The 21,700-nt window shown below is 40.7% G+C and carries 19 protein-coding genes; 7 read left to right on the top strand and 12 right to left on the bottom strand.

The genetic code is table 11. The features are described 5' to 3' along the window. Positions 1-476 precede the first annotated feature (476 nt). Complete coding sequence (locus PSPO_RS06125; protein WP_158523438.1) at positions 477-2,858, bottom strand: winged helix-turn-helix domain-containing protein; 2,382 nt, start codon at positions 2,856-2,858, stop codon at positions 477-479. A gap of 207 nt (positions 2,859-3,065) precedes the next feature. Between PSPO_RS06125 and PSPO_RS06120 the strand changes: the two genes are divergently transcribed. From PSPO_RS06120 to PSPO_RS06110, 3 genes are read left to right on the top strand one after another with little or no spacing between them, the layout of a single operon-like run. Further along, positions 3,066-3,749, top strand: coding sequence for a cytochrome c biogenesis protein CcdA (locus tag PSPO_RS06120; RefSeq protein ID WP_010560319.1), 684 nt, complete (start codon positions 3,066-3,068; stop codon positions 3,747-3,749). A 10-nt stretch (positions 3,750-3,759) separates the two neighbouring features. Beyond that, on the top strand, positions 3,760-4,245 hold the full coding sequence (locus PSPO_RS06115) for a TlpA family protein disulfide reductase (protein WP_010560320.1): 486 nt from the start codon (positions 3,760-3,762) through the stop codon (positions 4,243-4,245). A 5-nt stretch (positions 4,246-4,250) separates the two neighbouring features. After that, a complete protein-coding gene (locus PSPO_RS06110) occupies positions 4,251-5,144 on the top strand; it encodes a peroxiredoxin family protein (protein ID WP_010560321.1) in 894 nt (297 codons plus the stop codon). A 51-nt stretch (positions 5,145-5,195) separates the two neighbouring features. On the opposite strand, the gene pgl is transcribed toward PSPO_RS06110, so the two are convergent. The 3 genes from pgl to pgi form a co-directional block, all read right to left on the bottom strand. Beyond that, positions 5,196-5,909, bottom strand: a complete 714-nt coding sequence (gene pgl / locus PSPO_RS06105) for a 6-phosphogluconolactonase (protein WP_010560322.1) — start codon at positions 5,907-5,909, stop codon at positions 5,196-5,198. Further along, a complete protein-coding gene (gene zwf, locus PSPO_RS06100; protein WP_010560323.1) occupies positions 5,909-7,378 on the bottom strand; it encodes a glucose-6-phosphate dehydrogenase in 1,470 nt (489 codons plus the stop codon). Before zwf ends, pgl begins: the two co-directional genes overlap by 1 nt. Before the next feature lie 539 nt (positions 7,379-7,917). After that, on the bottom strand, positions 7,918-9,561 hold the full coding sequence (gene pgi, locus PSPO_RS06095) for a glucose-6-phosphate isomerase (RefSeq protein WP_010560324.1): 1,644 nt from the start codon (positions 9,559-9,561) through the stop codon (positions 7,918-7,920). Between the two features lie 285 nt (positions 9,562-9,846). On the opposite strand from pgi, the gene PSPO_RS06090 reads away from it, so the two are divergent. Further along, positions 9,847-10,875 (top strand): LacI family DNA-binding transcriptional regulator, encoded by a 1,029-nt coding sequence (locus PSPO_RS06090; RefSeq protein WP_010560325.1) that lies wholly within the window; start codon positions 9,847-9,849, stop codon positions 10,873-10,875. Positions 10,876-11,102: 227 nt separating this feature from the next. On the opposite strand, the gene PSPO_RS06085 is transcribed toward PSPO_RS06090, so the two are convergent. Both PSPO_RS06085 and PSPO_RS06080 read right to left on the bottom strand, forming a co-directional pair. Beyond that, the gene (locus PSPO_RS06085; RefSeq protein ID WP_010560326.1) at positions 11,103-12,950 is read right to left on the bottom strand and encodes an aminotransferase class V-fold PLP-dependent enzyme; all 1,848 of its coding nucleotides are present in this window, start codon (positions 12,948-12,950) and stop codon (positions 11,103-11,105) included. A 164-nt stretch (positions 12,951-13,114) separates the two neighbouring features. Beyond that, entirely contained in the window at positions 13,115-14,452 is a 1,338-nt protein-coding gene (locus PSPO_RS06080) for an ankyrin repeat domain-containing protein (protein WP_010560327.1), read from the bottom strand. 134 nt (positions 14,453-14,586) lie between these two features. Between PSPO_RS06080 and PSPO_RS06075 the strand changes: the two genes are divergently transcribed. Beyond that, complete coding sequence (locus PSPO_RS06075) at positions 14,587-14,766, top strand: DUF2897 family protein (protein ID WP_010560328.1); 180 nt, start codon at positions 14,587-14,589, stop codon at positions 14,764-14,766. Here PSPO_RS06075 and PSPO_RS06070 read toward each other — a convergent pair. Both PSPO_RS06070 and bamC read right to left on the bottom strand, forming a co-directional pair. Next, positions 14,763-16,163: a YjiH family protein gene (locus PSPO_RS06070; RefSeq protein ID WP_010560329.1), complete on the bottom strand. Its 1,401-nt coding sequence runs from the start codon at positions 16,161-16,163 to the stop codon at positions 14,763-14,765. The two genes, PSPO_RS06075 and PSPO_RS06070, sit on opposite strands and share 4 nt — an antisense overlap. A 158-nt stretch (positions 16,164-16,321) precedes the next feature. Beyond that, on the bottom strand, positions 16,322-17,386 hold the full coding sequence (gene bamC / locus PSPO_RS06065) for an outer membrane protein assembly factor BamC (RefSeq protein WP_040642405.1): 1,065 nt from the start codon (positions 17,384-17,386) through the stop codon (positions 16,322-16,324). Between the two features lie 253 nt (positions 17,387-17,639). On the opposite strand from bamC, the gene PSPO_RS06060 reads away from it, so the two are divergent. Both PSPO_RS06060 and bcp read left to right on the top strand, forming a co-directional pair. Beyond that, a complete protein-coding gene (locus PSPO_RS06060) occupies positions 17,640-18,173 on the top strand; it encodes a glycine cleavage system transcriptional repressor (RefSeq protein WP_010560331.1) in 534 nt (177 codons plus the stop codon). 11 nt (positions 18,174-18,184) lie between these two features. Next, the gene (bcp, locus tag PSPO_RS06055) at positions 18,185-18,658 is read left to right on the top strand and encodes a thioredoxin-dependent thiol peroxidase (RefSeq protein WP_010560332.1); all 474 of its coding nucleotides are present in this window, start codon (positions 18,185-18,187) and stop codon (positions 18,656-18,658) included. Between the two features lie 76 nt (positions 18,659-18,734). Here the strand turns inward: bcp and rluB are convergent, their stop codons facing one another. Genes rluB through PSPO_RS06035 form a run of 4 tightly spaced genes read right to left on the bottom strand, consistent with a single transcriptional unit; the run spans position 18,735 to position 21,699 of the window. After that, a complete protein-coding gene (gene rluB, locus PSPO_RS06050; protein WP_010560333.1) occupies positions 18,735-19,610 on the bottom strand; it encodes a 23S rRNA pseudouridine(2605) synthase RluB in 876 nt (291 codons plus the stop codon). 53 nt (positions 19,611-19,663) lie between these two features. Continuing rightward, positions 19,664-20,242 carry an SMC-Scp complex subunit ScpB gene (scpB, locus tag PSPO_RS06045; protein WP_010560334.1) on the bottom strand — a complete coding sequence of 193 codons (579 nt, stop codon included), beginning with the start codon at positions 20,240-20,242 and terminating at the stop codon, positions 19,664-19,666. 17 nt (positions 20,243-20,259) lie between these two features. Next, positions 20,260-21,054, bottom strand: a complete 795-nt coding sequence (locus PSPO_RS06040) for a segregation and condensation protein A (protein WP_010560335.1) — start codon at positions 21,052-21,054, stop codon at positions 20,260-20,262. Between the two features lie 24 nt (positions 21,055-21,078). Continuing rightward, the gene (locus PSPO_RS06035; protein ID WP_010560336.1) at positions 21,079-21,699 is read right to left on the bottom strand and encodes an L-threonylcarbamoyladenylate synthase; all 621 of its coding nucleotides are present in this window, start codon (positions 21,697-21,699) and stop codon (positions 21,079-21,081) included. Position 21,700: the final 1 nt, after the last annotated feature.

The following is a 21,700-nucleotide window of genomic DNA, read 5'->3' as shown; positions in this document are numbered from 1 at the left end:
TTACACAGATAAAGTGAATTCTGCTCCATAATCCGATAAGGCGGTGATTGATATGTAAGGCAGCGATGCGGGTTAGCTGTTTTTTACATGAAAGCCTATTAAGCTTTCATGCTTATTTTCACGATATTTAAACAATGCCGAGAACGCAATGGGGTTAGTCAGCATAAATAAGCGATAACGCAGTAGAAAATCAACAAGCGCAGGCGAACAGTTCTCTTACGCAAACTTTTATCATTGTTGTGAACAAAATCCAGGTAAGGGATGTGAGCTGAGCGTGCAAGCTTTGGTTTGTATTCATTTAGATCGCTAGGCAACATATCAAGCACCGCGATAAAGACACGCAAAATGAGGGCTGTAAAGAAAAACAGCCTTGGTATTCAGCGAATTTGTAACCCTTATACATGAAGCAAGCAATAACCACCCAGCTTACATAAAGGCACAAAATGACTGGTAAAACGATAGTGATTAAAGCACTGTTAGTTAGCATGTTTACTGATATCAATCGACCAATCTGTTTCACAATAAACGGAATGCGCTTTAGGCAGAGTTTGCTCGAGCATGATACTGCCTGCCCTATTTTGTCTGCGATAGGCTTCAAGCAGGTCGTTATCTTGTATTGTGAAATACCCCGGCATTACTTCTTTTAAATCATTAAGCGTGTTGGCCGCCTTATTATATTGCGCTAATGCAGCATACGCTTTGGCGACATAAACCGCTTGTAGTCTTGTACGCCAAGGGCGTTTTTCTATTTCCAGCACTTTTTGCGCTTGGTCTTGCAGTAGGTAAATATACATTAACGAATAACGCGCATATTCATTTGTTAAGGTTAACGCAGGGTCGCTGGAATGGGTTAACGCTAATTTAAGTGCATGCTTCGCCTTATCAAACTGTTGTAAGTCGGTGTATGCCCATGCAACAAATACATAACTGCTTGCTTTTATGACATCCGATTGCGTATTCGGTAATAGTGTCTGAAACGCATTAATCGCTCGCTTAAGCATTTCTGGGTTTTGTCCATGGCGGCCCAGTTCACTTTGATCTAGTCCTTGATCAAGGTAGGAAAACGCTATATAAAAATCAGCCCACGGCAACGCCGATTTGGCACCCAGCTTTTCAAACCCATGCTTTGCTTGCTTAAAATACTGCTCAGCAAGTTGTCCTTGGTGCAATTGCATATGATAAAAACCCGCATAAAGTTCTGCCATTGCTAACTCATACGGTAAGTTAAGCTCGGCAAAGCGCGCTAATGCATCTTGCAAAGCGATTTCACGTTTTTCTTGGTCAAAATAATAGTTTTGTGCAATCGCCAGTTGTGTTGCCGCGATTTTTTCTAGATTGCCGAGGGTTTGGTAAAAACTCAGCGCCTTAGTGAGTCGCTCTTTATTTTTGGCTAAATCGTTATACGGGCTTTTTTCTAGCCCCACATTATTTGGTTGGCCCAAATAGAATAGTGAATCTGCCGTTGCGGCTAACTCAGTATAATTATCAGTTAACTTCGCTGCTTTTTTTAGTAATTCATCATGTTGCTGCCATTTCATTGCTTGCCAAGCCAATGACGCTTGTAAACGATAACTTTCTGCGATTAATTGTGGGTCTTGGCTGTTGATACTGGCGTGAATGCTTTTCTCAATCAAAGCGTGTTGGTCGCTACTGCCTTGACGTGTCGCGATAATTGCCTGCCAATACGCGATAAAGGCATTAAGTAGTGGGTCGTATTTTAGGTCGTTTTGCCCAATTTTACTAAATTCGATGCGAGCCTCTGACCATTTTCCCACAGCAATATAACTTCTTGCCAAATAAGCGCTTGCCCAATTTGTTTGCGATATGGTGTTTGCTGCTTGAAAATATTTAATCGCCTCTGCAGCACCCGTGGTTTGCAATGCTTGCATGCCTTGAGCGATCGCCATTGCGGAAATATCAGGAAGCGCTTTTTTATTATTGTGTTTATGAACGTTTATCATTGCTAGGATCTGCTGCGAGATAACTTCAATATGCGACGCTAACTCGTCATAGCTCAAACTACCCTGTTTGATGCGTCCATCAGAATAGATTGCCTGAAAGTCGATAACTTGTTTTTGCTGATGCATGCGCACACTTGCGAAAATAGCGACATTTGCCCCAAGTTTATCGAGTAAGTTACGTATTTGTACTGGCATTGCGGGCCACGGCAACTCATTTTTCAACAACGATAAATGTGCCTCAGAGGGCGAAATCACATCAACCCGTTGAGAGCGCTTTAAATCGACCGCCAACATATCTGACAGGCCATGTTCTAGCCATGCCATGCTTGGCTGTTGTGTATCGTTAATAAACGGCAGCACCATTACTCGCAAACGCGATGTAACTTGGTTTTGTTGTTCGCTATGGTTAGCAACATTACCGCTATTAAGTTGCCAAATTCCAATAGCCAATATTAACCCGGCTAACATTAAAACGCCCACAACAATCCATAAACCTAGGGATTTATTTAACGTGTTTTCTGTCTGTATTTTTTTTGCTGTTGGTTGTTCAGAATGCTTTGATTCTGCCTGATTTACGTCACGTGTTATTGGGCAAATCCACTGATAACCACGTTGTGGAATTGTTTTAATGTAACACGGCGATTTAGCATCATCGTTTAGGGCCAAACGTAACTCACGAATACTTTGCGTTAATGCTGATTCGCGATAGTCACCATGCTGCCATAAATGTGTAAGCAAGGTTTCTTTAGCAATGAGTTCATTTGGGTGCTGCAAAAAATAGGTCAGTAAATTAGCAACCTTATTTCGCAGTAACACCGGCTGCTGAGTTTGGGCATCGTTCAACCGCGTTAGGTAACCTGTTTCTGGTTCAAATTCATAATCACTAAAACGAAACAACAGCGCATCCATCCACAAATCAAAATAGGCCTAAATAATAAATCAAAGCACAGCAAAACAAAACCTTTAACAAACGCCAAGCTAGAACTTAATACATTGAAAAATATATAAATATATTTATTTTAGATGGATTTTATATCGATTTAATAGGGTTTGGGGCAAATAACAGCAACACTGATGCAAGCCAATTTTTAAAGCGAGCTCAGTATGGAAATGTTTATTCAAGAAGCCCTCGTCAGCGATAAAGCTTCGCTGTATGTGGTGCTGGTAATATTTGTAACAGGCGTATTAACCAGCCTAACACCCTGTGTTTACCCGATGCTGCCAATTACCGTTGCAGTGGTACGCCAGCATGCAAACAATGTTTACCAGTCAACAGCATATACCTGTTTATATGTGTTAGGTCTTGCACTTAGCTACAGTTTATTAGGTTATTTTGCCGCCAAGCTGGGATATTTGTTTGGCAGTGTCGCCACCCACCCTGCAATGTTATTTATTGCGGGTAGTTTTTGCTTAGTCATGGCTGCATGGATGCTTGGCTGGATAAACATGCCGCAGCTTTCTGTCGCCAAAAGTTCATTCAGTTCATATGCGCCACTCAATGTATTTGTCAGTGGTGCGTTATCCGGCTTGGTAATGGCGCCCTGCACTTCGCCGGTACTTGGTATGTTACTGATGTATGTTTCAACTGAGCAAGCACCACTCGTTGGCCCCATTTATTTGTTCGCATTTGCACTTGGATTAAGTGCCTTACTGTTTATTGCGGGTATTTTCTCCAACGTTTTGAACTCGCTGCCAAAAAGCGGCCCTTGGCTTAACGGCTTCAAATACATATTGGCGGCCTTGCTGATTGGCGTGGCCCTTTATTTCTATTTTCAAATCACGTTTTAAGGATATTAATATGAAAAATATACTGGCTTTTGTGTTACTTACTCTTGCCACCCCTTTGTTTGCATCACCGCTTAAGGTTGGCGACAAAGCACCTAATTTAATTAGCCATACCCTAAAAGGCGAGACTATTAACTTAAACGAGTTACTAAAGGAAAAACCCGTTTACCTTAAGTTTTGGGCAACATGGTGCCAATATTGCCAAGCTGAAATGCCACATTTAACAGAGTTAAATAAAAATCACAGCGACAAAATCACCATCATTACGGTGAACGTTGGCATTAATGACTCAATTGACAATATTAACGCCTACTTTAATCGCAATAATCTGTCGATAGATACAGTGTTTGATACAAACGGCGAAATCACGCAAAACTTTGGCGTATTAGGCACGCCTTATCATATTTTAATTGAGCAAAGCGGCAAAGTTGCACTAACGAGCTTTTTACATTCAGACAAAATTGACGCCTATATCGCTGCGCTACCAGAAAAGGAGTAGTACCTATGTTTAATCAACTTAAACCATTGCACATCCTAGTTGTTACTTTAGGCTTACTATTTTTTGCTAACCCTGCGTATACAAAAACACAAGAGCCAACTAAACACACAGTGTTTATGGATATTTGGGCACATTATGATGGCGCAAATTCCGTGTTTATTGACTGGCTAAATCAACAAAGCTATAGCGTTAGCTATAAACAACAAGATCTCAATGTAACTCCCAGTCAATTAGCTGAATTTAAAAGCTACTACCCGCAATTTGCATCCATTGAGATCGATAAAGGGTTTAAGTTAATGCGGCAATATGGCGTTTGGCAAACACCGTTTCATATTATTGAGCACGATGACAAAGTTATATTTAAAGGTGATGATGCTGCACTATTAGCATATCTAAAATTAAACCAACAAATTTCCCAAGCTCAGTTTGCACACTATAAAAGCAAATTAATAAAAGAGACGTCTTCACCACGCTTTAAAAAACAACCGCCGGTAAATCATATTGCCGTTGGTGAACAATTTTCAGATTTTGTTCGTGAAAGTTTATCTGGGCAAACGGTATCGCTAGGCAATACCATAAAAATGCTCAAGCCCAGTAATACACTTGAATTGGTATTTCTTGATAGTTTATGCCCAATGCCACACTTTCCAAATTGTGAGGCAAGCCTAAAGCAATTAGCTGAAAATCAATTTAAACAAGGTAAATTGTATCTAACTGTGATCAGTGGCTACTACGTTAACGAAGCCCATGTACGTAAATTTATTGAAACCCATCAATTACAAATGCCGGTAATTTGGGACAGCGAAAATGTCATTTTTAAACGTTATGGTGTCTCTCAAACGCCTTATAAAATTGCCATAGATCATCGCGGAACTATCTTGAAGCGTCACGCTTTCTAAATAAAAAAAGCCCAACTTGAGTTGGGCTTTTTAATCTATTTTAGTCGAACATTAAGCTGTCCAGTACACTTCTACCGGTACCTTTGTTTGCTGTAAAATAGCGCGAAGTGGCATATCTGCAACCTCTCCGCCAGCTTTAGCTTCTTTATAAACTGCCAGTTTTTCTTCACCGCTGATCAAAAGCTTAATCACTTTCGATTGTAGAATAGCAGCACGCGTTAATGTCATGCGCTCAGTAATATCACCAGTTACATCACTCTTAATTGCATCAATTGCCGCGACTAAATCAGAAGTTGTTAACGCATTATCAAGGCCTTGAGCATGCGGGAAAAGTGATGCGGTATGACCATCTGGTCCCATACCTAGAATCGTCACATCAAAATTTTGTTTAAGTGCCGCATATGCGTTTTGACACTCAACTTGACCAAGTTGCGCACTGTCCGCTGAGTTTTTCATGGTTACAAAGTTAGCAGCTGCAGCTTTATCTTGTAATAGCGTTGATTTAATAAACGCTTCATTACTTTTATCATGGCTTTGCTCAACCCAACGTTCATCAACCATAGCTACGTCGATTTTATCCCACGCTAACTCAAGACCACTTAAATAGCGATATGCTGGCGCCGGTGACGAACCACCTGATACCATTAGTACAGCACGACCATCTTGTTCAATACCTTGTGCTAAACACTTAGCAAGATCTTCACCTAATTCAGCGTTATAGGCACCTTTTGAATCGAAAAATTTTTCAATAATATTGGCTGACATTATTTGTTATTCCCTGCGTTGTACCATGCGTGATTATTTTCAGCGAGTAGCTCGTCTGCATCTTCTGGCCCCCACGTACCTGCACGATAAAGTGCTGGCATACCCGCTGTTTGCCACTGTTCAATAATTGGGTCAATCCACGCCCATGCTTGACGTACTTCGTCACGGTGAATAAATAGTGATGCATTACCTGCCGCGGCATCAAGCATTAAGCGCTTGTATGCATCTGAATGGAAGCCATTTTCGTAGTTTTTAGACAAATCTAAGTCAAGCGTTACTGGTTCAAGTTGCATTTCTAAATTATCTAAACGCTTAGACATTAGCGTTAACTGAATGCTTTCTTCCGGCTGTAAGCGGATCACTAATCGGTTTGGTTCAATGCCGCCAACCGTTTCGTCATACACGTTGTGTGATACATTTTTGTATTCTACGATAATCTCGGCACAACGCTGCTTCATGCGTTTACCGGTTCTTAGGTAGAATGGTACGCCAGCCCAACGCCAGTTTTCAATGTGTGCGCGGATCGCTACAAAGGTTTCGGTCTCGCTGTTTTCGCCAAGTTCTTCTAAATAGCCAGGTACCAATTTGCCGTCAAGTTGGCCCGGTACGTATTGACCACGTACGGTGTTTGCTTCAACGTCATCACCTACAAGTGGACGCAAAGCTTCAAGTACTTTTAATTTTTCCGTGCGAATGCTTTTAGCCGTTAGCTTATTTGGTGATTCCATCGCTACAAGGCACAGTAGTTGTAACAAGTGGTTTTGCACCATGTCGCGCAGCGCACCGGCTTTGTCGTAAAAGCCCGCTCGGCTTTCTAGGCCAACAGTTTCAGAAATACTGATCTGAATATTATCAATCGATTTTGCATCCCACATATTCTCAAACATCACATTTGAAAAACGCAGTGCCATTAAGTTTTGAACTGTCTCTTTACCCAGATAATGATCGATACGATAAATTTGGCTTTCTTTAAAGTATTCTGCGATTTTCGCGTTAATTTCTTCTGCTGACGCGCCACAGTAACCAATTGGTTTTTCCACCACAACACGTGTTGATTTAGTAATCAGCTGATTATCAGATAAAAGTTCGCTACAACGACCGTATACTGCAGGCGGTAATGAGTAATAGAAAACGCGCGCTTTGTCTTGTTCGTCTGACTCTAAAATTTCTTTTAAGCGTAACCAGTTATCATCTTGCTCAGTGACATTAACAACAATTGGTTTTAAAAACGTAGAAAACGCTTTCCAGTCTTTCGCGTTATATTCGCCTTTACCTAAAAACGACTTGAGGCTGCTTTGTACTTTATCAACAAATTCTTGTTCATTTGCTAATGCCCTAACGGTTGGCAGAATTCGCGTCCCTTCCGGCAGGTTTCCTTCTTGATAGGCACGGTACATTGCAGGTAGCAGTTTACGCAGTGATAAATCACCACCACCACCAAAAATAACGATATCGAATGGGTTTAGCATAATTGTTCTCTTCGTTTTAGTAACTTGTTGTTAAGTACAATATAGAATGTGTTTTTAGTTCGTTATGTTAGCACTAAATAGCGCTTGGGTAAGCTATTTATGAATGCTAATTTATATTGAATTCGTATGTAACTGCTCACGCAAATGGGGCTATGAAGAAAAGAGTTTTCAGGAGTAACAATGCTCTCACCCACTGTTACCCCTGAATACTCAGCGCTACTCAGTTCGCTTTATAAACGGATATGAGCTTTGGAGGCGTCAACTCTCTCACCAATTGACGCTCCAAATCACTCAGCGCTACCCGTTCAAAGGTATTTTTTACTATTTGATCACGTGCAACTTGCATTTGCCAAGTTGCTATTTGAGCTGGTAAATAAGAGTGTTTGGAAGCGTCAACTCTCTCACCAATTGACGTTCCAAATAACTCAGTGCTACCCGTTCAAAGGTATTTGTTGCAGTTTAAAAACAGCCTAAGGCATTTTGAAAACCGCGCAGTCTAAGCTAATGCCAATCACTTAACCCTGACATTTGACCGCTTTTTAATTTTTTCGCTTATTTTTATACAGTGCAATTAAGCCCGCTGTTGAGCTATCGTGTGCCAGCGTTTCATCTGTCTCTAATTCTTTTTGAATGGCATTTGCTAAGCCTTTGCCCAATTCCACGCCCCATTGGTCGAATGAACAAATTTCTAAAATAATGCCCTGACAGAAAATCTTATGTTCATAAAGTGCAATTAAACGGCCTAAATGCTTCGCATCAATGGTATCAAGTAAAATTGATGTGGTAGGACGATTGCCTTGATGTACTTTATGCTCAACCAGTTCAGCAATACGCGCTTCGCTTAAGCCTTTGCTTGCTAATTCTTTTTCAACTTGCGCTTTGCTAACGCCTGTCATCATGGCTTCAGTTTGCGCAAAAAAGTTTGCCATTAAAATTTCATGATGATTGTTCACCTCATGCACAGGCTTTATTGAACCAATAAAATCGGCCGGCACAATCGTCGTACCTTGGTGTAAATATTGGTAAAACGCGTGTTGACCATTGATCCCTGTCATACCCCAAATAAGTGGTACACTCGTATAATCAATTGCTTTGCCATCAAACGTGACTGACTTGCCGTTACTTTCCATCTCAGCTTGTTGCAGGTATGCCGGTAACATATGCATGCTTTGGTCGTAAGGTAAAATAGCCTGCGCTCGTGCATCCAAAAAGCTAGTATTCCACACACTTAAAAGCGCCATAAGCACAGGAATATTATTTTCAAAGTTTGTTTCTACAAAGTGCTGATCAACTTCAAATGCACCTTCAAGTAATTCAACAAACGCATCAAAACCAAGATACAAAGCGATAGGTAAACCAATTGCTGACCACATTGAAAAACGACCGCCAACCCAGTCCCACATGGTAAATACGTTATCTGGATTAATACCGAATTCTGACGTTTTTTCTAAATTGGTGCTCACTGCAGCAAAATGCTTTGCAACCGCATCATCATTACCAGCAGCCTGTTTCAACCATGCAACAGCAGTTTTCGCGTTTGCCATGGTTTCTGATGTGGTAAAGGTTTTACTTGAAATAATAAATAGCGTGGTTTCCGCATTCACTTTGCTTAGTACATTTGCTATCTGCATGCCATCGGCGTTTGATGCATAATGCACTTTAAGCGTTGCATCTGCGTATGCAGCAAGCGCTTCCGTTGCCATTTGCGGGCCAAGGTTTGAACCGCCAACACCAATGCTCACCACATCAGTAATGCGCTTACCTGTGTAACCTAACCAAGCGCCACTGCGCACTTTTTCGGTGAATGCACTGATTTTATTTAATTCTGCGTTAACGGCATCAACCACATTTTCGCCGTCAACATACACCGCCTGGTTATTGCGTTTACGCAAAGCGGTATGCAGCACTGCACGGTTTTCGGTAATATTAATTTTTTCACCAGAAAACATTTTGTCGCGCCATGATGCCAAATCAACATCATCGGCGAGTGCTAATAACGCATTTTTAACATCTTGAGTGATCAGGTTTTTTGAGTAATCAAAGAAAACGCCATCAATTTGCGTGGAAAAACGCTCAAATCTTTGTGCATCATTAGCAAATAAATCAACTAAGTGCTGTTGCTTTATATCACTTGCAAGGCCTGCCAGTGTTTGCCAACTTGCTAAAGAAGAACGACTACTCATACTCTACCTAACTCTCTTTACCCTAAGCGTGTGTTTGCAACTTGAAACTCGCTAAACACTTGCTAAAGTTACTACTTATTAAAATGTCTAGGTTAACAATAAGTAAAAATGACAACGCTGTCAATTGGCAATTTAAACTTTTTGACACCGGTATCACGTCATATTAATTGTATAAATTATGAAACATAGCTACAGACTTGAAAAAAAAACAGTTAGAATAATACGTTGTGTGTTATTAACCCCATGCTTTACGCAAAGCTCATCAGCAAAAGATATAATAACAATATGAAAGTCACCATAAATGATGTTGCACGCCTAGCCGGCGTATCAATGAAAACAGTATCTCGTGTTATGAACAACGAGCCTTCTGTTAGAAAAAAAACCTCCGATAAGGTTATGGCAGCTGTTAAAGAATTAAACTACAAGCCGAACTTAGCGGCGCGTAGTTTAGCAGGCACCAAGTCATTTGCTATCGGCTTCGTTTATAGCAACCCTAATGCTTATTATGTCATTGATATGCAAAATGGTATTTTATCTCGCTGTAAAGAAGAAGGTTACGAACTACTTATTCACCCGTGCAGCAGTACCGACGAAAATGTGCTAGAAGAAATTCAAACCATGATCGAGCGCTCGCGTTTATCGGGATTAGTATTAACGCCACCGCTGTCTGAGCGTCAAGATGTTACAGATTTACTTGATTCTATCGGCATTAACTATGTGCGCATATTATCGGGCCGCGAACCAAGCGAAAAAGAAAGTAAGCCTAACGCTATATTCGTAAATGACCACGATGCTGCATATCAAATTACCGAGCATTTAATTTCGCTCGGTCACAAGCACATTGCATTTATTACCGGTGAAGAAGAACACAAATCAACACTTGAGCGCTTAGCGGGCTACAAAGCCGCATTATCTGCTCATAATATTACGTTAAACGATGCGCTGATATTTCCGGGTAAGTACTCGTTTGAATCTGGTGTTGAAGGCGCTAAAGCACTGATGGCGAATAACGAAAAAGTCACCGCTATTTTTGCCTGTAACGATGAAATCGCGGCGGGTGCATTATTCGCGTCGCGTTTGATGGATATTAAAATTCCTGAGCAACTGTCTATTACTGGATTTGAGGATTCACCCTTCTCAAAACAAACATGGCCAAAATTAACAACGGCTCATCAGTCTAACCAAGATATTGCTACGCAAGCAGCGAAGCTGCTATTTGCAAACAGCCGCCCAACGAAAATTAAAGAAGAAAAAATGGCAATTTGTTTTACACCTGAATTAGTTGTGAGGGATTCAACCGGTAATGCGCTGTAACAACAATTCATTTAAATTATAAAAAAAAGCAGCTTTAAGCTGCTTTTTTTATACCAATTCTGTTAAGAATGTAGTCAGAGTTTTTGCTGATAAATAAATCATCACGGAGCAAAACTTTTCTTATGCGGTTGTTCTACATTGATAAATTCAAACACTGTTAGCATTAAACTTAACCCGCTAGGATGACCTGCTATGTAAGTGAGTTCTATTCGTGCTGTTATCCACTGCTAAATAAAGGCAACGCCACCAGAGAGATTATTTAACTTAGTAAAGTTGAGGCTTGTCAGTAGCTCACAACAGGCTTTAGAGCGACGACCACTGCGACACACCAACACATAATGTTTGTCTTTTACCAGCTGCCCTGAAGCAAACTCATTTAGCAAACGGTGACTTGGAATATTCGTCACCATATCACCTGGGATCTTTAGATAGTCACTTAGCTCGCCTTCTTGATGTTCATAATGCTCACGAATATCAATGATGCCATCTAATTTATTAGCGGCTAATTGTGCTTTAAGCTCTGTACTGTTTATTTCGGTAACGGCGTTAGGTGCATCTAATGTTAATGCAAGTTTTAACTGATCACCTTGATGAGTAAATAGAACTGCGCGATCACACAGTTCAACGTTAAACTCAGGCATTACTTTATTTGTTATTAAATCAATATATTGACTGTCTAAAAACACATCTGCGTAGTCTGATTTATCGCTAATAATATGGGTGATCTTCAACCCTTGCTTAGTTGCTAAACGTTTAACCTTGTTGATCTCAGAAAAGATAGGGTTAATCAGCAAGGTATCAAGTGATTGATTGACAATAAGGTACATAATATTGCCATCGATTACATATTGATTAATACCAACTGCACACGGTGTTTCTTTAGTATAACTCGTTAACATACATGCATTTGCAAGCTTATCTTTAAGCGCCATAATACGCTCACACGCACTGTTAATTTCATCTTCACTTGCCATTGGGCCAAATGATAGGCGAATTGCGTTCTCACTTTGCCACGGCGCTAGATTCATCGCATCGAGTACAAAGCTACTCGCAGCACCTGAACTACAAGCAGAGCCTGCACTCACTCGAATGCCAGCAGCATCAAATAAATTCATTACTTCGCTGCCTGCAATGTTAGCAACACTAAAGTTAATTGTGGTTGGAACCGATACTGAAAAGTCGTTATTAAAAACGATTTCATCAAATGTATGCGACAATGCGTTTGCTAACTTATCACGGTAACTCGCCAACACATCTGCCGATTTAAACGGGCTTGCTTCGCCCTTTTGCATTAATTCAAATAACTTTTTTAAACCTGCTATGCCCGGCAAATTCTCGGTACCTGAACGCGCGCCACTTTCTTGCCCACCACCTGCAATAAAAGGTGTCAGTGGCGCATCTTCACTTAAATATAAAAAGCCAATACCTTTAGGTGCATACAGCTTGTGACCAGAAAACGGCGCATAATTGATGCTTGTTTGGTCAAGATCCAATTTTTGTTTACCTAAACCTTGTACACAATCCACCATCCAAAACACATTTGGATTGTTATCACGGATCACTTTATCTAATGCTGCGATGTCTTGTGTTGCACCTGTTTCATTGTTTACTATCATGGTACAAATTAGCAGAGCATTTTTGCTGTGCTCTGCAATAAACTGATGATCGAGCAAGCCTTTTTTATCAACTGGAATTGCTAATATTTCAGCGTTAATTTCAAGTAACTCATTCCAATGCTTTAGCGTATTTGGCACGGCTTTGTGCTCAGTTGCACCATAAAGCAATACTGGCTTTTCGATGGTGTGATTTTTTGCAGCAACCAATGCAGATACAACCGACGTTTGGATCCCCTCGGTTGCACCCGAGGTAAATAGCAACCTTCCCTTTTCAGCGCCAATTAATTGTTTGCCTAATTGGCGTGTGTCTTCCATTAAACGCTTGGCTTTTAACCCGGTAATGTGAGATGACGACGGATTACCAAACTCCACTTCCATACAGTGCATCACTTCTTGAGCGATTTCACTGTAAACCGGTGTTGTTGCATTGGCGTCTAAATAAATTAAAGATTGGCTCATGGTTACTGCTTTATTACTTTATGGAATATCTTATAACATTGTTTCAAATATCCATCAGAAAGGCTAATAACATTTCGTTTTGACCTAACGGCTTTTTATAAAGCTTTTACCACAAACAAAAAAGGCCACTGTATTAGTGGCCTTTAATAATTATTAGAAACAGCTTAGCTGAGCACAGTTGTTAAGATCACCAATAGCAGTAATAACGCTAATATGAGTGATATTGGCGACAATATGCGAATAAGCGTTAATGCAAACGGGTGCTTAATATTTGGGTATAAGTTGCTGCGCTTTAATGACAAGGCAAAAGCAAATGCACCGAGTGACACTAGCGTTGTCGCAATGCTGATTTCTGTTTTTATAGTAATTGAGTCTGAAAAGATCAGAAAAATCTGTAACGGCAAAATAAAACACACTAATGCATGTAACAAATGCACATGCTGGATCAGTTTTAATTGCCCTTCTTCACTCAATTCTTTAATACCAAACTTGTGTTCGAAGTGCTTTATCACTTCAGGCAGCTCTAGTTCAACCGCTAAACGATATGGTGTAAGGCCATCGCTGTCTTTTTGATGATAATTTACGCCACCGTTAAGCGCTTTACTAATAATATCCAAACTGCGAGCTCGCACCGCAAAATGCAGCAAGTTATTACCTTTTAAATCGCATTCAGTTGCACGTTCCTTGCTTAGCAATGCATCAAATACATTTGCAAAGCCTTGCTTAGCTGACCAAATTAAGGCAGTTAAACCATCTTCATCAGTGATCTGCCCTTTTGCCCCCTGCTCGATAAATCGCATACATAAGCTTTGTTTAGCATCAGGCTGTGAAATATGAGATAGCAGCGCGCGCTCTAACAAACGGTTATCAACTTCACCATCAGAGAGTGCAAGCAACAAATCAAAAAAGTCTTCGCCTTGACGCAATCTATCGGCGATTTCTTCTGCCAATACATTGGTATCGCCAGTTACATTACTTTTTATAAAGGGTAAGGCAACTTCACGAAAATCATCATCCGCCCAAATCGCTAACACATCATCGTGTGATAACGGCATGCCGAGGTTTAAAAACTGCTGAAACAGCTTAAAGAAACGCAAATGCATACACAGTGAGGTAAGTGTTAGCTCACTTTGCATTGCAACCTGATTACCAATCGCCGCGTATTGGTCGATTCGTGATAACAAGAGTTCGCTTATTGCTTCTTTGCTATTGAGTTGCTGATGTAAATGGGCAATAGCCGATTCAATATACTGCTGAGCATTATCATCGTATTCAAATATATGCTGATAGAAACATTGCTCAAATGGCTCTGCCGGCTTTAGCCACAATAAATAATACAGTGGCGGTAGCACGCTGGTGCTGATCCCTTGCGCGTCTTTGGTCTCTTCGCATTTCGGCCAAGCTTCAAGGGCATCCAAAATAAATGCGCCATTTTGCTCTAACAAACCTTTTAATAAAAGTGGATAAGCCTCAGGCCAAACTAATACTCGCTCAAGTGACAACGCAGTGCTCCAGAATAAAATGTAATTACGCGAAACGCGCTAATAGTAACAACTATTTAATTGATGAAAAAGAACTTATTAAGTTCCATTTACTGGGTTAAAATTAAAGAAATTCACAACTTTTAGGCAAATCTATGAGCATCTGGGCCACAATCTTAATAATCGCAATTGTGCTTGGCGTGATTTGGAGCAATATCGCTTTACTAAAGCATTCCGCAAAAATGGATATGAAAAACTTTAATCAAGATCCGATAGAAAAAGCTCGCCGCTCATTAGAAGAAAAACAGCGAGCCGAAAAAGATCAAGAAAATTAACCTACTAGCCAATGTCCCATTAAGGCGATTACCGGTAGCGTTACTAATGTACGTAAAATAAAAATCATAAATAACTCAAAGATATTTACTGGAATTTTGCTACCTAGTAACAGTGCACCCACTTCAGACATGTAAATCAACTGGGTTACACTCATTGCCGCAACCACAAAACGCGTCAGTTCACTGTTAATATTTTGCGCCGCCAAAATTGATGGAATAAACATGTCGGCAAAGCCAACAACCACAGTTTGCGCAGCCTTTTCAGCTTCCGGAATTTGCATCAGTTCAAACAGTGGAATAAACGGTGTGCCTAACCATTGAAATACTGGCGTATATTCAGCAATCACAAGAGCAATCGTACCGATCGCCATAACGACTGGCAGTACCGCAAACACCATATCAACGGCATTTTTTAAACCATCAATAAGCGTTTCTTTAATTGTTTGTGCATGACGTGCTTTATCAAGTGCTACATCAAGTGAATGTTTAAACAAGGTTTTCCCTTCAGGTAATGCCTCTGGATTACCTTTTACTTCTTCACCATCAATGTATATGTCTTTTTTGAATCTAAGTGGTGGCAAGCGCGGAACAATCAGTGCAGCGGCAATACCCGCCATACAAACAGTAAGGTAAAACGGTGCAAATAAATGCGCCAATTTTACTTGACCAATAACCACCAAACAAAAGGTAATTGAAACCGCCGAGAAAGTTGTACCAATAATCGCCGCTTCACGCTGTGTATAATGTTTTTCTTCATACTGCTTCGCAGTCATTAAAATACCCACACTGCCGTCACCTAACCAAGAGGCAACACAGTTAACGGCACTGCGACCCGGTACACCAAAAAGTGGACGCATTACTTTAGTCAGTAACGTACCGACTAATTCAAGCAAACCGAAATTAAGCAATAAAGGCAGTAATAAACCAGCTAAAATAAATACCGAAAATAGAATTGGCATCAACTCGTGCAGTACCAAGCCACCAACTGCGTCTGAGTGAATCTCAATTTTGGTATCACCAATCGAAAACGTACCGACTTTTAAGTACGCCATTAGCACAAAAATAGCGCCTAACGTACGTGCCACAAGCCAAATCGGGCTAACAATCAGTAAGTGACGAACAAAGCTACCCGCTTTTAAAAACTTTGGTTTAAATAGCGTAGCTAAGCCCGATATTACTGCCATTGACACAATTACCGATGTCACAATAAGCGTAATTGAGTGTGCTAACGCGCCTTTTAATTCCTTAGCCAATATCGCTATGGGGATAGTGAATTCGCCACCATAGTTAATCGGTGTCATAAATAAAAACACGCCTATTAATGACGGAATAAGGAAAATCATTATGGTCGCAAAATTACTGCGTGGTGCAGTCGATTGATTAGCTTCCAAACTCATACTTGTTACCTTTAAAGTGATAGCGGTAAATTGATTTGCATATCTTTGCCAACAAAATGCATAACCATTTACTTATTTGCTATTTTAATCGCTACTTTTCTATCGTTTAAAAGCAAAAAAGAGCCGAGGGCTCTTTTTTGCTAATCCAATTTTATAAATTATTGAACGGTTACACCGCGCTCTTTTAGCATGGCTAAAATAACTTGTAGTGTATCGCTTAACGTGCCCGGCTCTAATGTTTCACCCTCAGCATCAAGCCAAGTAATTGATGTGCCACCGGTCTTCGTTTCAGCAACCAATAATTGATACTGACCTGCTTCAAGTGGCAGTTTACGAACGTCATCACCCCAAATTGAATCCCAAACGCTTTCATCTGGTGTTTCGTACGTGGCGAAAATTAAGTTACGAGATTGCTCGATTTCATCAATATTGAAACCAACGCGCTCTAAGAAGCTTGGGAAGCGCTCAAAAATAGCACGTGCTTTTTGCTCAGTTACAAACGCCGCGTTACCTTTGTCATCAAAACCCATTTGCAACGATACAATGCCGCGAGCTTTGTTTAATTCAACCATTAACTGTCGGTAGTTAAAGTCAAACTGACCAATAAATTCATTTAGCGCCGCCACTTCTAAACGCTGCTGCAGTACCGCTGTCAACTCGTCGTATTTCGATTCAAAATCAACTAATTCAACCTTTACCGATGCGGTACGTTTATGCTCTTCAGTTTCAACGATAAACTTAAATTTTTGACGGCTTAATTCGCGCTCTTCTTCCCACCACCAAACATCAATTGGTTCTTCAATTGTATGCCAGTTAGTCACTACGAAATTGTCAGCTTTATTTTCTGTGGTAACTTGGCGCTCAACGAATAAATCGTCAATCGCTTGCCAAATAAAACTTTCTAAATCTTGAATACCTTCGTTTTTATCGAAGAAAATGCGCGACTCTTTATCACCTTCGTTAATCCATGAACCTTGTGCAAAAGTAAGCACTTGAGCCGGTGCTTTTACCAGATATAACGCACTTTCTTCAGCTGATGTATATTGTGCCGAGTCAAGATCGTAGGCAGGATCTTTGTATGGTTTTGTCAGGTTACCTGGCACTTTAAGTTCATCATTAACACGGTAATTGCGTTTATGATGCGAATCATTGGTGAAAACAGAACAAGCAGTAATCGCCATTGAGATAGCGACAACCAATGAATTTCGGATCCAATACTGCACAAATTTCTCCTTGGTGTGCTCTTTATTATTTGCTTGATTTGACGCAGCACACACTGTTTGGTTCATAATATTATTCTCAAAATTGCCGCCTATGTTACTTTTACTAAGGACCAAACACAAGAAACCACCACCCTATCTTTAGTTTATTCTTAACAATTCGCTATAATTTTCACCACATCATATATTTACATGGTTGAACCCATTTAAATTTGCTAAAATTCGCGGCCACGTTATTAACCCATTGAGACTAAAAATGACGTTAAACACTGGAAATCAACTTGTTGTTACTGCCATCGGTGAAGATCGCCCAGGCATAGTGAGTGAGCTTACCAAGCTAGTAAGTGAAACTAATTGCAATATTATTGATAGCCGCATTGCCATTTTAGGCAATGAATTCACCTTTATAATGTTGCTTGAAGGCGATATTTCTGCCATTAGTCGTGTTGAATATAATATTCCGACAAAAAGCGTTGAGCTTGGTTTATTAACCATGATGAAACGCACCAGCCAACATCAGGAAAAACAGTATAAAGCAGGTTATAAACTCACCTACCACGGCCCTGATACGCCGGGCACACTAAGCAAAGTGACGCAATTAATGGCTGACTACCAAGTAAATATTGCAGCACTTAAATCCGATAGTGTAGAACAAGATGGTGATGTGGTAATGCGCTCGGAAATTGACATTAATTTCTCGCGTGACGTGGATGAAGCTGAATTTAAACATCAACTTGAGATCATTTTTTCAAAGTCTAACGTAGAACACATTTTAAAACGGATTCGATAGGAAATTATAATATGAATACGCTTCAAGCTGGCGATAAAGCACCGCTATTCTCACTTGCCGATCAAAACGGTGACACAGTAGAACTTGCAGAATTATTAAAAGAAAACAAAGTACTTGTTTATTTTTACCCTAAAGCATCTACACCGGGCTGTACAGTACAAGCTGAAAATCTGCGCGATCATAAAGCGGAACTTGCAGCGCTTAATACCGTTGCGGTTGGCATTAGCCCAGATCCAGTAAAACGCCTTAAGAACTTCGAAACCAAAAAAGAGCTTAACTTCCCGCTGTTATCTGACGAAGACCACGCCATTGCCGATGCATTTGGTGTGTGGGGTTTAAAAAAGTTTATGGGTAAAGAGTATGACGGCATTCACCGTTTGTCTTTCCTTATTGGACAAGATGGTACAATTGAACATTTCTTTAATAAATTTAAAACCAAAGATCACCACCAAGTGGTTATCGATTACTTAAAAGAAAATGCTTAATTAAGAAAAACATTCTTAATTAAAAAAAGCGCCAATTGGCGCTTTTTTTATATCTACAATTCAGTTAAGTACCGAATTACTTTTTTGGTGCACGGCGTTTATTGCCCGGCGTCACACGTTGATTATGCTTTTTAACCGCTTTACGGATTTTGTTAATCTTAGCGCGGCGATCTTTACGCTTCTCAGGCATTACCGATAGTTTTGTTTCGGTTTCGCGGCGCATTCCTACCGTTTGACGTAAGTAGTTCACATCTTTTAGGTTTAGCTCTTCCCAACCACCTTGCGGTAAACGTTTATTTAGTAATAAGTCACCATAGCGCACACGAATTAGGCGTGATACTTCCACTTCCTGTGATTGCCATAAACGACGTACTTCTCGGTTACGGCCTTCGGTTAAGGTAACGTTAAACCAGTTGTTTAAACCGCTTCCGCCTTGTGGCACTACCGATAAGAACTTAGCAAAGCCATCGTCTAACTCAACGCCATTTGTCACATTTTTCAGCGTTTGATCCGTTACTTCACCGAATACACGTACTGCGTATTCACGTTCCACTTCATAACTTGGGTGCATTAAGCGGTTCGCAAGTTCACCATCGTTAGTAAACAGTAGTAAGCCTGATGTGTTGATATCTAAACGGCCAATGGCAATCCAGCGATCATTTTCAAGCGGTGGTAAACGGTCAAATACGGTGCGACGACCTTCAGGATCTTTACGTGTACACAGCTCACCTTCAGGCTTGTGGTACATTAAAATACGACAAACACGTTCGTTTGACGCTTCAACCTTAACAACATGTCCGTCAAGGCGGATACGCTGTGTTGGCTCGACACGGTCACCTAAACGGGCAACTTTGCCATCAATACTAACACGACCCGATTCAATAAATTTTTCACATTCACGACGTGAACCTTTACCAGCACGTGCTAATACTTTTTGTAACTTTTCGCTCATTATTTTCTCATGTAACTTCGCAGCTAGGAATTGTTGGCTATTCTAGCACAGAGCTAATCAAGTTGCGCAGGCTCACTGAGGATTTGTGAGATTTTTTCGTCTTGCGCTACTGGTAATGGCGGTAATTCATTCAATGAAGACAATGAGAAGTGATCTAAGAATTGTTTGGTGGTGCCATAAAGCGCCGGTTTGCCCGGTACTTCTTTATAGCCAACCACTTTGACCCAATTGTGCTCTAGCATTGTTTTAATAGTTTGGCTGCTTACGGTAACGCCGCGCACTTGCTCTATTTCACCACGGGTAATTGGCTGACGATACGCAATTAAACTTAATGTTTCTAAAAATGCACGGGAATATTTAGGGGCTTTTTCTTGCCATAGTTTATTAAGCCACGGCGATAAACTGCTGCATGCTTGAAACCGATAACCTGATCCCACTTTTACTAACCGCACACCGCGCGTCGCGTAGTGCGCCATAATGGCATCGATAGCGCTTTGAATACGCTTTAGGGATATAGCGAAGTCACTTAATACGGTGTCTCGCAGCTTGTCTTTGGTTAATGGCGTATTCGCAACAAAAATTGCCGCTTCAATCAATTCAATTAACTGCTCATCAGAAAGTCGCTTCGCCATAATACCTATTTCGTTTTTTATTTTAGTTTAAGGTAGATGAGCGAGTTTATATCGCTTTGCTGAACCACAATCAAGCTTTCCTTCACCAGCTCTAAAATGGCGATAAAACTTACCACTACAGCCGCTTTGCCTTCAACGTGTTCAAACGCCTGAGAGAATGGCAAAAAGCCATCATTTTCTGTTAAAAGCGATAAAATATGTGACATTCGCGCTCGGGTTGAAAGCACTTCGGCACTAACTTGATGATGGGTTAACGTTTGCGCTCGCGCCATTACATCACTAAGTGCCAGCAATAACTCTTTCACACAGAGGTCAGGCAGTTCAACACCTTGCGACTGTGTTTCATCTAACAGCGCATGGGCAATATAAATATCGCGTTCTACTCGTGGTAACGCATCTAGGTTTTCGGCTGCTTTTCTAAATTGTTCGTATTCTTGTAAGCGCTTAATCAGCAGTGCCCGAGGATCATCTTCCTCTTCTTCCAGCTCTTTATGTACCGGTAATAATAAGCGAGATTTAATTTGAGCAAGTAACGCCGCCATCACTAAGTATTCAGCGGCAAGCTCTAACTTAAACTCTTTCATCATCTCAACATATTGCATATATTGCCCAGTGATTTTGGCAATCGAAACATCAAGAATATCGAGTTTGTGCTTTTTAATTAGATACAGCAATAAATCAAGCGGACCTTCAAATGCTTCCAGTGCCACTTCAAGTGCATCGGGCGGAATATAAAGATCTTCAGGTTTATCAGTTACCGCTTTGCCATGTAAAAAGCCAAGCGGTAATTTTTGCTGCTGCATTTCGCTCATGGGCGCTGTTTAAACTCTGGATACTTATTCAAATGGTGCTGGGTCGCCTGCACCCACACGAATAATCTCTACCGTGTCTTCCGAAAAATCTACCACAGTGGTTGGCTGCTCAGACAAATAGCCACCGTGAATAATTAAATCCACTTGTTTTTCTAATTGAAAACGAATTTCTTCTGGATCCGCCTCAGCAAATTGTTCACCCGGTAAAATTAACGAACATGACATTAACGGCTCACCCAACTCCGCCAAAATCGCTTGAGTAATAATGTGATCAGGCACGCGAATACCAATGGTTTTCTTTTTCTCATTAAGCAAGCGACGTGGCACTTCTTTAGTACCTTTGAAAATAAAGGTGTATTGCCCTGGCGTATTATTTTTAATTAAGCGAAACAAACTGTTATCTACACGGGCGTAAGTGGCAAGTTCCGATAAATCACGGCAAACAAGGGTAAAGTTATGGTGTTTTTCTAAACCACGAATACGCGCAATACGCTCCATTGCATTTTTATTACCTATGCTACAGCCGATTGCATAACCTGAATCGGTTGGAAACACAATTACCTTGCCTTGCTGGATCATATCAACCGCTTGACGCACTAAACGCGCCTGTGGGTTTTCTGGATGAATATGAAAAAATTGACTCATT

This window comes from Pseudoalteromonas spongiae UST010723-006 (assembly GCF_000238255.3).
GTDB lineage: Bacteria > Pseudomonadota > Gammaproteobacteria > Enterobacterales > Alteromonadaceae > Pseudoalteromonas > Pseudoalteromonas spongiae.
The sequence above is the reverse complement of the archived record's forward strand: the minus strand, read 5'-3'. Positions and strand labels throughout refer to the sequence as shown.